The following is a 15,580-nucleotide window of genomic DNA, read 5'->3' on the forward strand; positions in this document are numbered from 1 at the left end:
AACATATTGAAACGCCATACTGACCATATATACCCAATCAACCTGTATGGCGTTGTTATATTTAACTCTCTCTTACATCGCGAACGGTATCGTCACTAGCCGTTTCTTCACTGACAATGTCATCTAGCGCATCGGCTAACGTTGAATACGTTACGCACTGCACTCCATCGGGCTTAAAGCCGGCTTTTGCTAAGGTTTTCAGCGGCTGAAATTGAAAATCAGCCAACAATACTCGGGTGTTATCGTGCTTACATTTGGCAATGTATTTGTATAATGCCGCAACGCCGCCCGAGTCTAAAATAGACACCCCATCGAAATACAATACCACGCCGTCTTGCTCAGCACTTAAATGAACCAACTCACCAAATACGCCATCTGCGGCAGCAAAAAATAATGGCCCGTTAATTTTAAAGACTTTCCAGCGCGGCGGCAGTTCAACGTGTATGTGTTTTTTCTGCTCGCTAATGTCTTGCACTTTCGTCATGTCGGCTACTTGTTTCATAAATAGCAGCGAGGCTAAAATAATCCCAGCGCTGATCGCTATTACCATGTCGAATAAAATGGTTAATAACAAACACACCAGCAAGACGAGTACCTCACTGGCAGGAGCTTTCTTGATTAAATGAACAATTTTGGGCGCTTCGCTCATGTTCCACGCCACCATGATAAGCAGTGCCGACATGCCCGCCATGGGGATATACGCCAAAATACGACTTAAAGACAACAAAGACACCAATACCACCAGCGCGTGGATCATGGCAGCGACGGGACTCATCGCGCCAGACTTAAAGTTTGCCGCCGAGCGGGCAATGGCCGCAGTCGCGGTGATCCCGCCAAAAAATGGTGTAATAATATTGCCGATCCCCTGGCCCAGTAATTCACTATTGGCACTGTGCTTTTTACCTGACATACCGTCTAACACTACCGCGCACAATAACGACTCAATTGCGCCCAACATGGCAATGGCAAATGCCGCTGACAATAAATCACTGACTAATTGCCAGCTAAACACCAGTGGGACTTCTCCGGCTTGTGAGCGCAACCAGGGCCATTGAAAATCTGGGAGCATTGATGGGATCCCCGCACCAATTGAACCATCGGCTAGGGTAAAACTGAATGTTGAGCCAATCGTCGCCACATTAAACCCTTGCAGATTTAACATTAACGCCACGATGCTGCCCACCACCACCGCGGGTAAATGCGCAGGCACCGCTATCTTAAGCTTTGGCCATAAAACAAACACCACTAAGGTGCTTAAGCCCACCAATAACGTCGGCCCAGAAAACCCTAGTATCTCTTGAATTAAGGTGGCCACTTTACCCACAAAGCTTTCTGGCATGTCTGCAATATTCAATCCCAAAAAGTCTTTTACTTGCAGCACAGCAATAACAACGGCAATCCCGCCGGTAAAGCCTAACGTCACCGACTCCGGAATATATTGAATAAAGCGCCCTAAACGAAACAACGCCATGATGATTAGCATCACGCCAGATAGAATGCTGGCAAGCAGTAACCCAGACAAGCCATATTGGTGCACGATGGGATAGAGGATGACCACAAATGCGGCCGTTGGCCCTGATACGCTATAGCGCGAGCCACCCGTTAGCGGAATCACAAACCCAGCGATAATGGCTGTGTATAAGCCATATTGCGGCGCCACACCGATGGCAATAGCCAATGCCATTGCCAGAGGAATGGCAATAATACCAACGGTTAATCCTGCTAATAAATCTTTAGAAAATACGGCAATGCTGTAAGGATTGTCTTTTAAGGACTCTCGGAGCGCATGCCCGATACGAAGAGAAAATAAATGTGTGCGGTATTTCATTGAGGCGATCCCATAACCTAGGCGGTATAAAAGATACCCCTCATTATAGGCCGATTGCCCGCTAGTACAATCAAATTAAGTTACCACTAGATGATAATTTTATTATCATCACATTATAATGATAACTAGCATTATAATGTGATGATAACTAGCATTAATCAGTGACTACTCAGACTGGTCACATCATTAATGGAAATGGTGCAAGGCATCGCTATGGCTGCGCCCTATCAATTAGCAAGAAGCTGTTCTGCGAGATCAACACGTTTTTAACTCAAACAACATTCAACCAGCAAAGATCAACAGGCTCTAGTAAAGTCGATAGCCACCTTTCGCCCTCGATTCGTTTCAATGTTTTGATATGGCCAATCATATTGGGCAATTAAACGCGTAGTGAGCTCAAGCCCCAAACCAAAACCTAAATCGTCGCTGCTGCTGGTGTGAGCTTCAAACTGATTAATCACACTGACCGATGTTGCCGACTGCACAATGGTCACCGAGCCTTCTTGCGTATGCTGTAGCGCATTACGAATAAGGTTAGTCATAATAATACGACATAGGGTATTGGGTAATTGCTGTGAAGATTCATCTGTCGTGATGTTAAGTTCAATATTTTTACCATGGGTTAAATAATCTAAATCCTGCACAAGTTGACGGATAAGCGGGCCTAAGTGCACCTCATTCAGTGGTAAACTTTTTCCTTCGCGCCGCGTCAGCCATAATAAGGTTTCAGTTAAATCTGTCATGGTGATGCCCGCACGCTCAATACGGCTAACCACTTGTGCTTGTTTGTCTGCGCTAACCCCTTTGCTTATCATTTTTTGTAATAGCTCGGTATTGGTACGAACCACGGCAATAGGCGTGCGCAACTCATGGCTGGCGTAACTTAAAAACTGCTGCTCGCGAGCTAGGCTCTCTTGCACTGTGCTTAAGCTGGTTTTAATGATTGACGCTAACGTATTAAGCTCGCTGTAATGAAAATCTGGCGTTGGCAGCTCAAGTTGCTGAGTGGTGAGGCCTTTCGCCCAGTTTTTGAGTCGCTCTACTGGCTGCGTTACACGACGTATCACCAAAATGAGTACGACAGCAAAAGCAATAATACCCAGTATTGCAGTGAGAAAAATGATTAAAAAATACGGAGGGCCTTGTCGTTTAAACGCGCCGATTTTTTCGCGTTCAAATACGGTGGATACAAAGCGTGTTTCAGTACCGTATTGTACTTTCATGGTAAAATAGCCGACATCAGGCGGAGTAATGAGATTACCGCCCACAATGGTCTTATTTAACACATTAAATTCTGTGGGTGGCGTTAGCATGATTTGCCGCACGGTTTCAGGCAAGTCTTGCCAACGACTAGCAACAGTAAATGCATCAAACTGATATGGCTTGCCGTCTGATACATTTTGTTGCTGGCCTTGAGCGTACATGGCAATCCGCATCGATGAATCCATACCGGCAACAAAGTAGTGCAAACTCAGCGCTGACAAAATCAATATGGTACCAATACCGGTCACCAGCATAGCCAGTATCACATATAACCGAATGCTCGGGAGTATCTTCATGCCTTATCAGATTCCTTTATTGCAAAACCGTAGCCACTCACAGTGTGCAGTAGCTTGTTGTCATGGTCTGCATCAACTTGTTTGCGTAAATTAAAAATATGCACTTTTAAGCTGTTACTGTCGGGTTGCTCATCGCCCCATACCGTTTGCATTAACTTTTCCCGTGACACAGGATTGGGGCTGGCACGCAGTAATACGGTTAAAATTTTCAATGCGGTCGGCGACAGTTTTAATTCGACGTTATTACGAAAAGCCTGCTTTTGCTGTACATCAACGCTTAAGTCGGCCAGCGTAAGACGTTGCACCTGGCCACTGCGTCTACGGGCCAACACTTTGACCCTGACAATAAGCTCTTCCATAGCAAATGGCTTCACTAAATAGTCGTCTGTGCCATTGGCAAAACCGGTAAGCTTATCATCTAGGGTGTCACGCGCAGTGAGCATTAACACTGGCACATCAATGCCCTCTGCGCGAATAGATTCGCACACTTGCAGGCCATTCATTTTGGGTAAATTTAAATCCAAAATAATCGCGTCGTAATGGTTTTGCTGAATTAAATGCAGCCCAGCTAACCCATTAGCACTGTGATCGCACAAGATGTCTTCGAGTTCTAAATACTCGATTACCGCTGTGGCGAGATCGAGATCATCTTCAACCAGTAATAACTGTAATTTATCAGCTGTCATCGAACTGGCTCCTTGGTTTTATACTGGCGCTACCGCATCATGATTAGGGCGCAATTTATTCATGATATTGGCGATAAACTCTTTTGTTTCGCATTGAATCAACAGCAATGACGGTGTCAAAATCAAGGTGATCACTGTGGCAAACAAAATACCATACCCAAGAGCAGCCGCTGCAGGAATTAAAAACTGCGCCTGTAATGAGGTTTCGCCTAATAATGGTGCTAAGCCTGCAAACGTGGTCACCGATGTGAGCAGTACTGCACGTAAGCGTCCGGTACATGACTCAACAATGGCATCGTGTACAGACAAGCCTTCTTCTTTAAGCAATTCATTAAAACGCGACACCAATAATAGACTGTCGTTTACCACCACACCACTTAAAGCCAATATACCATTTAACGATAAAATACTGATGGTTAAGTCGTTCCACCAATGGCCTAAAATCGCCCCAACCACACCAAATGGAATCGCGGTCATAATGATCACCGGCTGCACATACGACTTAAGCGGAATGGCTAATAAGGCATAAATGGCAATCAACGCCAGCACAAACATCGACTCAATTGAGCTTGTGGTTTCGGCTTGCTGCTCAGCTTCACCGGCAAAATTAAAGCTCACGCCTGGGTATTGCACTTCAAGTTGCGGCACTAACGATTGTTGTAATTGGCTCACTAACTCATTAGAAGCAATCTTATCTTTATCTAACACCGCACTAATATACACCGCACGTTGACTGTCGATACGGGTGATACTTGATGGCTGATAGTCGTTAAAAATATCGGCTACATGGCTTAATGGCACTATGGTTCCGTCACTAGTACGAACATTAGCAAGTTTGACATCACCAATGGTTTGGCGGTCTTCATCTGGGTAACGTACGCGCACTTTTACTTCGTCTTTACCGCGTTGAAAACGCTGTACCACGCCGCCACCAAATGACTGCAGTATTTGCCCAGATAAGGTTTCAGTATCAAATCCGAGTGCGCGGCCTTGAGCGGTTAATTCAAAGCGGTATTGTGGTTCACCTAAATCCAGGTTGTTATCGATACCACTGACGCCGTCCATGGTTTCGATAGCCGCTTTTAACGCTTGCCCAGCAGCAAACACTGACTCAGTATCGCTGGCTTTTATCTCTACTTTAAAATTATCGAGCATTTCTTTTTTAGCTAACACTTTTAGCTTTTTAACCCCTTCCATTTGGCCAACCGCTTCGGTCCATTTTACGGTAAATTCTTTTAGGCCATAAGGCGCACCTGACGCTAACTCAACCATTACCTGGCCTGAGTCACTGCTGCTGGCAAGTACATGTAAACTCTTAATGTACGTGGCGGAGTCCTCATCGCTATACTGGGCTGAAAGCTGAGCATCTACTCGTTTAGCCGCGCTTTCTAAGCTGGTTAAGTTTTTATAGGTTTGACCAAAGCTGGCGTCATTTTGCATCGAAAAGTCAGCAACCGCTGTATCGCCAGTAATATCTGGGAAAAACGCCACCCTGACACTGCCAGTAATTGGCATGCCGGCCACCAAAATAAACATCGCAATAAACACCATCACCACGGCATAACGAAAACGCAATGCAAACTCAATTAATGGTTGGTAAATCACTCGACTAGACCACTTTAAACCGCTGTCGGCAGCATGCTGTATGTGGTTAAACCAAGATTTTTTAGCACGCTTCTTAGTATCAATATGGGCTAAATGTGACGGTAAAATAAACTTAGATTCCACCAGCGACAACATTAAACAAATCGCCACTACCGTACCAAACTGAGCATAAATCTGCCCTAAGCGCCCTTCTACATTGGCTAAAGCCACAAACGCCACCACGGTGGTGAGTACACCAAAAATAGTCGGCGTTGCCACCTTTAACGTGCCTTTAATGGTGTTATCAATCGTGTCGCCGTATTTTTGTCTGGTGCTATAGACACTCTCACCGACCACTACTGCGTCATCAACCACAATCCCCAACGCCATAATAAAGCCAAAGGTGGTCATTTCATTCAGGGTTAATCCGGCAAAATTGTTGGTCATGAAAAACAAGGTGCCAAAAAACACAAACGGCAAGCCTGCCGCTACCCAAAACGCCACACGAAGGTTTAAAAATAACGCCAAAATGATAAACACTAACGCAATACCGCTTAGGGCATTTTTAACCAACAGGCTTAAACGTTCGGTAATAAGTGTACTTTTGTCATACCATGAGGCAATACTGACATTCTCAGGTAAGACGTTCGAATTTTTCCATTTTTCAACCACTTGCTTTGCTTGATCGACAATATCAACGATGTCACCGTTTTCATCCATCACAATCTCAATCGCACTCGAACTGACATTGTTATAACGCGACAATACAAATGTGTCGTCAGCAAAATCATCTTTCACTGTGGCAATATCACCCAAGGTAATTAACGAACCTTGGCTGTTAGTAATGATGGGCAGAGCCATAAAGTCTTGTTGCTGATACGCCTGATCTGACACTTTTAAGCGCACAGTTTTATCGTCGTTGTACAAGCTGGTCGAAATTGACGTCGCAGATTCAGCGTTTACGGCATTAGCAACAGACTCTAAGGTTAACCCATAGGCTTGCAGCTTTGCTTCATCGACTTCAATTGAAATCATTGGCTCAGCTTTGGCTTTAATCTCAAGGTCGTGAATGGCATCCTGGCTTAATAAATCTGACTTTAATTGCTCTGCTAATGCCTGCAATGTGGTGCGGTCTGTATCACCATAAATCTCAATCCACAGCGCATGATCTTGCATGCGCATTTTATCGATAACCGGATTTTCAGCTTCGCTAGGAAAGTTATAAATGGCGTCGACATTGGTTTTAATGTCGGTGAGCAAGGTATCTAAATCATACGAGCTGGTTTTCTCAATAATCACACTACTGCCATTGGCATTAGAGGTTGAGGTAATACGTTTAATCCCTGGTACGGTTTCTAAGGCATCTTCAATTTTAATCGCGATGCCTTCTTCTGCTAATACAGGATCGCCACTGTCATAGGTGACAGACACGGTGACACGATCTGGCTCTAAGCTCGGAAAAGCCTCTTTTCGTAAGCTATTAAGCGAGAACAGACCTACAACAATAATACCAATTAACAGTAAGTTAGATGCTACTGAGTTTCTGGCAAACCAAGCTATTGCCCCTGTGTGAGTCGATTGAGGATTAGACATCACTATACCTCTTCCTTAGCCAACACTTTGGTGCCAACTTTAAAGTTACTTAATGGGCGTTTTACAACTTGCATTTGGGCTGGCATATCTTGCTTATTAGTCATTGGTGTCACATAAACAAAGCCGCCTTTTTCGAATGCAATATTAGCTGCAGACTTAGCTAATAGGCCATTCTCGTCCACAAACCAAATGTCACCTTGTTGTGAAATAGCCGACGAAGGTAATTGCCATAAGTTTGTTAGCGACCTGCCTTGAATCTTGGTTTTAACAAAGGTGCCTGGATACAAATCGGTTTGCTGTGCAAGTGGGTCATCAACCACCACGACTAATGAACGTTGACGGCTGGTTTCGGTTAAATGTTGCTCTACGCGCTCAATGTAGCCTTGCCATTGATATTGGCCATCGGTGCTTTGTAACGTGACATTCCAAGGCGTTTTGGCTAATTCAGCGTTATCAAATGCAGGTAAGTTTTTCCATTGCATTTCAGACAAAGGTACATTGATTTCAACTTCGGCCACACTGTACAAGATGCCAAGTTCTGTGCCGGTTTGCACATAGCTTCCTGGCTGAATATTGCGGCTAATAATCAATGCATCAAAGGGGGCAGTAATTTGGGTGTAAGCCAGATCTTGTTGGGCTTTTTTAAGTGCTTGCTTTGCATTGTCTAATGCGGCTTTAGCTTGAGCTAATTGTGGGGTACGCAATACAAGCGGTGATGCTGGCTCGCCAGACAAACCTGAACGCAACCACTCCGCTTTTGCTTGTTCGCCTTCGCGTTGCTCTTCTAATAAATCCAGTTCTGCCTGGGCAACATCGGTTTGCGCTTGGGTTAATGCTTGTTGATAACTGGTGTCATTGATTTGACCTAATACCGTGCCTTTTTTGATCACCTGGCCTGATTCAAATTGACGATTTAGCTCAATGACCTTTCCACTGACTTCTGCACTTAAGGTGAGCTCAAAGCGCGGTTTTGCTTCACCAAAACCAATCACTTCTGCTTGGTACTCTTGACCATTAACCGTAACAACCCCCACTTGAGGCAATAACGTTGCAGGCGCACTTTTTTCAAGTGGCTTGCCCGGAGCTTCAGCAGCGGGGGCTTTTTGATTAGGCGCAGGCGGTAATTTAGAGGCGGTATAACCTAATGCTGCAAAAATGCTGCCCACAGATAATACAGTAACAATGACGTTCATACGGTTAAGTTTCATGCGGATACCCCTAGACCTAATGCCAGGCCTAAATCAATGCGGTTAACAAGACGGTTATAAATGGTGGTGGCAAGCTGCGCTTCAATATCATAGGTTTGCTGCTGCACGGTAAGTAGGTCAAAAATATCAACCAAACCTTGGCGATACTTTTCTTCGTAACTGACAAAACTACGCTCAGCACTCATTTGTGCCTCGGTTAAATATTGTTGTTGTTTAGCCAGTGAATACTCTTGGCCAACGCTGTTTTCAACTTCGTTGACTGCGGTTAATAGGGTGTCTTGGTAAATCCAGTAACTTTGCTCAGTGGTTAAGCGCGCCAATTCGGCTTGCGACTTTAACAAACCACCTTGAAATAACGGCGCAGATAACTGCCCAAGCACACTCCATAGTGGCCCTGTGAGTAGCGCGTCACTTGGCGACTCTGCCATGTCGGTTAGGCTGGCAGATAAACTGATAGACGGTAACATCGCTTTATAAGCGGCATCGGTACGTAATGATTCGGCTTCGATATTATAAAATGCCATCTTAACGTCTGGTCGACGCCCAAGGTTTTGTTCACCCAGTACACTTATTGGATTGATAACAGCAGGAAATTTCGTGGCGATATTGGCGGCTAACTCTTCACCGGTCCATTGTCCGGTTAATAGGGTTAAGTCACGTTGACTTTGGGCAAGCTGCTCTTGGTAACTCGCCAGTGTGGCGCGAGTGCTCGCCGTACTGGTATTGGCGTTATCAAGGTCTTCTAAACTGCCTAAACCCACACGATAACGCGCCATAATCAGTGCCTGGTTGTTTTCAAGTACCGCTAAACGTTGTGTTTCAATCGCCACTAATTGCCGCTGTAAGCTAATGTCTAACCAACTGCGCATGACATTGGCCGCCACTAAATCTTTGGCACTTTGTAAACTGGCTTGTGAACTTGCAATATCTTTTAAGGCAGCATGACTGCTGTCGGCAATTTTTTGCCATAAATCTAATTCCCAGCTCACTGTGATGTCGGTGGTGTAGCTGTCGTCACTGTCTTCTGTTGCTGAGCCACTAAAGCCCGCATCAACCGAGGGCAAACGACTTGCAGAGGTAATACCATGCTGGGCATACGCCATATTTAACGCCACAACGCTTTGTTGCAAACTCGGATTATTTGCTAGTGCGCTAGTAATAAATTGCTGTAACTCTGGCACGTTAACGAGGTCGGTCAATGTCGCCACGGCAACGGGTGAAGTTGTAGCAGCATCCCTTTGCTTTGATTCTGCCAATAGCTGCGCCAATAAGCGCTGGCTAAGATCGGCCTCAGTTTGGCTCGCCTGGTCACTATAATTGGCATAATCGACACTGCTGCAGCCCAAAAGTGTCGACACCATCAGTGCGAGCATTGCGTTACGTAAAGCCAGTTTTACCATCATGATTTGCGCCTCAAAACCTGTGTATTACACCATAATGGCACTAGCATAACGAAAGGCAGGTTAAGGAGGGGTTAAGGTGGGTGATGGAAGATGAAATAGTAAAATGATTGAATATGTTTTAGATATAGATCCTTAAAAAATTCTATAGGTTGATTGAAGTCAATGACGGCCAAGCTGCGCTATCGAACATATGGCCGTCATTTGTATTAAGATGAGTAAACGGTTTAACGATTATCGGCAATAAAGTTAACGATAACTTCAGCTAATACTTCACCTTGGTCTTCTTGTAAGTAGTGACCAGCTTTAGCGATAATGGTATGTTTTTGCCCTTGAGCACCTGGAATGATTTGTTGCATCATTTTATCGCCACCAGCTGTGATCGGGTCTGAGTCACTAAAGGCGGTTAAAAATGGCTTATTCCATTGAGATAACATTTTCCAAGCTTCTCGGTTTTTATGAGTCGCTGGATCATCAGGTGTAATAGGCACCAGTAAAGGAAACTCTCGTGCACCAGCTTTGTATGATTCATCAGGAAATGGAGCATCATAAGCAGCAATAACGTCATCTGATAAATTAGAAACTGTTGCACCATTGATCATGTGTCCAGTAGGGAAGTTTTCAACTTCTTGCGAATAATTAAACCATTGCATAAATGCAGGATTTGTTTCTTCATCGCCTGTGGGCAACATGGTATTTGCCGCAACAATACGGCTATAACGTGGAACATCTTCTGTAGCCAAACGCAGCCCGATTAATCCTCCCCAATCTTGGCAAACAAGAGTCACGTTATTTAATTCGAGTTGTGCAACAAATGACTTCATCCAATCAACATGACGTTGATAAGTATAATCAGAACGTTTACTGGGTTTATCTGAACGCCCAAACCCAACGAGGTCTGGAACGATAACTCGATGTCCCGCAGCCACAAGAATCGGAATCATTTTACGATATAAAAAACTCCACGAAGGCTCTCCATGAAGTAACAATAACGGCTGAGCCTCTTTACTCCCTTCATCAAGATAATGCATACGTAATTGACCACCTTCATAGTCGTTAACGAAGAGGTAATTAGGTGTGAATTGGTAATCAGGTAAGTTAACGAAGTATTTATCATCCGTTCGTAAAAATTCCATAAGTCTCTACTCTCCCATTATAAAAAACGATTTTATGAGTCGAATAACATAATAACTATTATTACAACATCAAACCTTTAGCGGATATATTTTAAAAATAGACTAAAAACAAAAGTCACCTCATGTTTTTAACTATCCTTCTGCTTTCTATGTCTATAGCGCAGACTTGGTTATATATATTTTTAATAAGGCTTTTTAACTCATGGTGGCTTGGGTCATTATATTCTTGATTAACCCAAGCATTAGACAAGGTTAGGATTAACCTTTCGGCTTGATTTAAATTAACTCTCTGTGATGCTTTAACAAACAACAATTGACAACTGATGACTAAACACTTAAAAACCAATTCATTTTTTAATGGCTGTTCAAAATTTTTCTCTTCATTTTTTAACCATGTAGGTACACCATCACTGTACACTAGCGCAGCGATTAAATTCGTTACGGTGTTTATATCTGTGGCACCATTAAAGTGTTGCATAATATCTTCTGAATCACGTAAACGTAATGATAAACTATGCCCCAGTTCAGCTTTGTGCCATTGTTGAACGAATGCTTTTAAAAATGTCATCAATATTTACCTATCGATAAATTGCCATTTGTTTTGTTTGTAGCTCAAACACTATTTCGAGATGTAAAAAATATTCCCTGGTTAAAATAGAAAATGCTTTAAAATAATCCGTTTCAGCATGAGAGTAAGCTAACTCTAAGCAACGATATGCCCAAGGTAATAAATGTTGTTCCAATAGTTGTTTTATAATTGATTGGTAATATGCGTTTTGCGGTTCTTCTATTAATTTCTTTAACAAAAAAGACAATACCGCCAATATTAAGCCGATATGATCTACTGGCTCATTCGCTTTCATGTCGATATTAATATTGTGTGAAACGTAAAACTGCTTTAAATCCATGGTGCTCGCGTCATTGAGTAACTGAGACGAGCTTGTGTAAGCGGATCCCCAAGGTGCAGCTACAGGTGTGCCTGGTCCGTAAAACAACATGCCATAATCGAGTTTTAACTTGATTATGGCTTCTTCATCATCGCTCCATTGATCTAAAAATCGTTGTAAAAGCGCTAAAGCATTAGGACTAGTGTCGCTTGCCTTTTGGATGGGCCAGTTTTCAACTATGCCTTGTATCTTAAAGGTATTAACTAAATCTGACTCGGGATATACACTAAACACTGCATGCAATACATTGGCAATGGCTTGTAAATCTTGAAGCTTTTCAATGTTCATATCGTTCACATTTGCTTGTTAAATATCACAAAAGATAGGGTGTAATAACCTTTATTACACCCTCCACTTTTTATACCTCTCTGACGTTGAGGATTTTTCCAGCACTTGAGCCAACCGGTTGCGCTTTTCGTGAGGCTTTAACAATTAAATTAGGCGATGTAATCGATTCCGATGGTAATGGCGCAAAATGACCATCTCCATCGCCATATTTAGCGCGAAGGTTCTCCATTGTGTCGAAATCTAAAGCTCGTAAAGGACATGATTCAACACAAATTGGTTTTTTCCCTTCCGCAAGCCTATCGTAGCAACCATCACACTTAGTCATGACCTTACGCTCTATGTCGATTTGAGGTGCATCATATGGGCAAGCTCTTGAACAGCTCTCACACCCAATACACAACGACTCTTCAACTAAGACTAATCCATCTTCTGATCGCTTATGCATCGCACCTGTAGGACAAGCTTTAACACATACTGGTTCAGAACAATGGTTACAGCCTACAGAAGCATAATAAGCAAAAATGTCTTGTTCATAACTCTCATCTGCATTTTGGTCCCATGAACCACCGCCATATTCATACACTCGGCGCCATAACATACCAGGCATAGCAGATACGCCTTGAGTGGTTACATCGTCCTTACTGCGTGTTTTTCCAACCATGCGATCTTTACAAGCAACATGACATGTTTTGCAGCCAGTACATTTACTGCTATCGAAATAAAAACCTAATTGAGTTTCTTGTGTCATTTTAATTTACCCCTCTCAAGCCTTAACTACTTGAACACGATTAGTGTGTTGTGGATTTCCCTTTGATACAGGGGAAGGATGATATTTTGTTAGCGTATTAATACAGCCACCAATATCAACAACATGGCCAGATGGCCCCACTTTTCCACTCGCATCAGGTTTATACCAAGCACCTTGCCCTAAAGAACACACGCCTGGAGTCACTCTTGGTGTCAGTTTTACAGGCAGTTCGATTGTTCCTCTACCGTTATACACATGCACCATATCACCATCAGATAGGCCTCTGCTTGAAGCATCTTTTGGGTTCATCCAAACAGCATCTTCTACCGCTTCTCTTAGCCATGCGACATTGTGATAGCTAGAGTGAGTTCTGCCCTTCGTGTGGTAACCGCACAACTGCAAAGGATAGCCTGCATCAATAGTGTCTTGGTCTTGATAACCATCCCAAGTGACTACGTATTGAGGTAATGGAGTGATTTTATCTCCTGCAGGCAAAGACCAAGTTGCCGCTTTCCGTGCAAGTGATAATGAGAAAATTTCGAATTTTCCAGAAATTGTAGGTCTAGGGTTAGCAACCGGATCTTGAATAAAGGACTCAAATGCAACTACTGATGACGGCATATATTTACGGAAAACCCCCACCTTTTGTGCTTCCTCGTAAGTGTCAGGCATATCAACATCGGCATTCATTGATTTAGTTTCTTGATACAGTTTTTCACACCATTGTTGCCCTGTTAGCCCTTCAGTATATTCAGCGCCATTGCCCATCGCATTTGCAATACCCGCACAAATCTCGTACATGGATTGTGCTTCACCTAACGGTTTGAGTGACGTACTCATAAATGTTGCATAAGCCATTTGACCTGATGCATAAGAATCGTTGGCATAATCAACGGATTCAAGCCAAGTGCTATCTGGTAATAAATAATCCGCAAATTTAGCCGATGGCGTCATCCAGCAATCACTGACGATAATCAGTTCACACATGCTGTCATCTTCTAAAATTTGAGCAGTACCATTACTGTCTGAATGTTGATTAACAAGAGCGTTACCCGCACAGTTGATAATCGCTTTAATGTTTGTACCCAAAGTTGCTGGGTTGTTATCAACTCGCTCTTGGCTGCCACTGGCTGTAAAGCGAACACCGTCTGTGGTTCCTGTAAACTGCTCGCCACGTACTACAGCATCTGACCACGTGTAAACGGGAATAGTGACATCGACAGGGTTACTACCTGTTGGCATTCCTGCGACACCAAAACTATAGCTTGACGGCATAGCACCACTATTAACCCCTGCGCGACCAATTTTACCCGTCATAATCGCAAGGGTATAAACTGCACGAGTGGCTTGATCACCATTGGCATGGCGACTAATACCCGCACCTGCTGAGATATATGGTGCTTCTGCAGCCATGATGGCATCGGCTAGCTGTTCAATTTTATAGACAGGAATACCACACACACCCGCAGCCCAAGTAGGTGTTTTAGCACCATCGGACTCAAATGCACCCAGACCCATAATGTAATCATGGTAGTTTTGAGTAGGGTCAATATATTGAGCATGCGAAGCAATAAATGGATCTGAATTTAACGCAACAGATGCTTTGGTATTAATCAGTGAGGCTTCATCATATCCAACAGCATATTTATCTAAAAATGATTTGGCTTTTTGATCAACCCAACCACTGTTTATCATTTGGTAAATAACCGCCTCAATCAATGCCGCATCTGTGCCTGGGCGAATAGCAAGCCACTCGTCTTCATTACCGCGCATTGAGTCGGTGTAACGAGGCTCAATCATCCAAACTTTAATATTTTTTGTATTATTTTCTAATGATTTGACAAAGTCATAGCCTTCACCGCTACCACTCATACGAATTTCATTTGGATTAAAGCCAAAACCGATAAATAAGTCAGAGTTAACAATTTCGCTTAATGAGCTACCACCGATACTATCCCACTGGTCACCATAAGTGGCCATACATGCAGGGTATACACCCGCCCATGAGTAATCCCAATGATGATCTAAAAAACCACCATTTAAATTTAATAATCTGCCCCAAGTTGCCGTATTCGATGAAAATCCATAATAAGCACCAGTTCCGTAATGCATATAAATAGATTCTGGACCATAATTCTCTTTAATCGCTGATAATTTTGAACCGATTTCTGAATAAGCTTGCTCCCAAGTAATCGGGACAAATTTTGCTTCACCTCGTTTACCTACTCGTTTCATTGGCGAACGTAGTCGGTCTGTTGCATAGGTTCTTTGACGTAGTGAGCGGCCACGAGGGCATGCTCTTGCTTGGTGGTTAACACCATATTCATCTGTTGTTTCATGATCAGTTTCAATACGGCTAATGACCCCATCTTTACTGAACACTTTAATTGGGCAGTTAGAACCACAGTTAACTAAACATGCAGACCAGTTAAGTTGCTCAAGCGAACTTTCAGGTACTTCAGGCTCTACAACCTTGATATCTTTCGCGCTATCTTCACACCCTGTGATTGTTGCTGCACAACCCATAGCAGCACTCATTTTTAAGAAACTTCTGCGTTCCATTGTGATGTCCTCTTACTAATGTAAATTTGGTTTTGGGTAAC

At 43.4% G+C, this 15,580-nt stretch carries 11 protein-coding genes; all 11 read right to left on the reverse strand.

The window, feature by feature from the left end; translation table 11 throughout:
- Window positions 1-61: 61 nt before the first annotated feature.
- A complete protein-coding gene (dauA, locus tag PQR79_RS13840; RefSeq protein ID WP_238106294.1) occupies window positions 62-1,828 on the reverse strand; it encodes a C4-dicarboxylic acid transporter DauA in 1,767 nt (588 codons plus the stop codon).
- A 296-nt stretch (window positions 1,829-2,124) separates the two neighbouring features.
- Window positions 2,125-3,387 (reverse strand): sensor histidine kinase, encoded by a 1,263-nt coding sequence (locus PQR79_RS13845; protein ID WP_238106293.1) that lies wholly within the window; start codon window positions 3,385-3,387, stop codon window positions 2,125-2,127.
- Window positions 3,384-4,073: a response regulator transcription factor gene (locus tag PQR79_RS13850; protein ID WP_238106292.1), complete on the reverse strand. Its 690-nt coding sequence runs from the start codon at window positions 4,071-4,073 to the stop codon at window positions 3,384-3,386. Before PQR79_RS13850 ends, PQR79_RS13845 begins: the two co-directional genes overlap by 4 nt.
- A gap of 18 nt (window positions 4,074-4,091) precedes the next feature.
- Window positions 4,092-7,250 carry an efflux RND transporter permease subunit gene (locus PQR79_RS13855; RefSeq protein ID WP_238106291.1) on the reverse strand — a complete coding sequence of 1,053 codons (3,159 nt, stop codon included), beginning with the start codon at window positions 7,248-7,250 and terminating at the stop codon, window positions 4,092-4,094.
- A gap of 2 nt (window positions 7,251-7,252) precedes the next feature.
- Complete coding sequence (locus PQR79_RS13860; protein WP_238106290.1) at window positions 7,253-8,458, reverse strand: efflux RND transporter periplasmic adaptor subunit; 1,206 nt, start codon at window positions 8,456-8,458, stop codon at window positions 7,253-7,255.
- The gene (locus tag PQR79_RS13865; RefSeq protein ID WP_238106289.1) at window positions 8,455-9,861 is read right to left on the reverse strand and encodes a TolC family protein; all 1,407 of its coding nucleotides are present in this window, start codon (window positions 9,859-9,861) and stop codon (window positions 8,455-8,457) included. Before PQR79_RS13865 ends, PQR79_RS13860 begins: the two co-directional genes overlap by 4 nt.
- A gap of 224 nt (window positions 9,862-10,085) precedes the next feature.
- Window positions 10,086-10,994 (reverse strand): haloalkane dehalogenase, encoded by a 909-nt coding sequence (locus tag PQR79_RS13870; protein WP_238106288.1) that lies wholly within the window; start codon window positions 10,992-10,994, stop codon window positions 10,086-10,088.
- A gap of 115 nt (window positions 10,995-11,109) precedes the next feature.
- Complete coding sequence (locus PQR79_RS13875) at window positions 11,110-11,562, reverse strand: hypothetical protein (protein WP_238106287.1); 453 nt, start codon at window positions 11,560-11,562, stop codon at window positions 11,110-11,112.
- 10 nt (window positions 11,563-11,572) lie between these two features.
- Window positions 11,573-12,229 (reverse strand): TorD/DmsD family molecular chaperone, encoded by a 657-nt coding sequence (locus tag PQR79_RS13880; RefSeq protein ID WP_238106286.1) that lies wholly within the window; start codon window positions 12,227-12,229, stop codon window positions 11,573-11,575.
- A gap of 70 nt (window positions 12,230-12,299) precedes the next feature.
- Window positions 12,300-12,977, reverse strand: coding sequence for a DMSO/selenate family reductase complex B subunit (locus PQR79_RS13885; RefSeq protein ID WP_238106285.1), 678 nt, complete (start codon window positions 12,975-12,977; stop codon window positions 12,300-12,302).
- 15 nt (window positions 12,978-12,992) lie between these two features.
- On the reverse strand, window positions 12,993-15,539 hold the full coding sequence (locus PQR79_RS13890; RefSeq protein WP_238106284.1) for a DMSO/selenate family reductase complex A subunit: 2,547 nt from the start codon (window positions 15,537-15,539) through the stop codon (window positions 12,993-12,995).
- Between the last annotated feature and the right edge of the window lie 41 nt (window positions 15,540-15,580).

The organism is Shewanella metallivivens (assembly GCF_028750675.1).
Lineage (GTDB): Bacteria > Pseudomonadota > Gammaproteobacteria > Enterobacterales > Shewanellaceae > Shewanella > Shewanella metallivivens.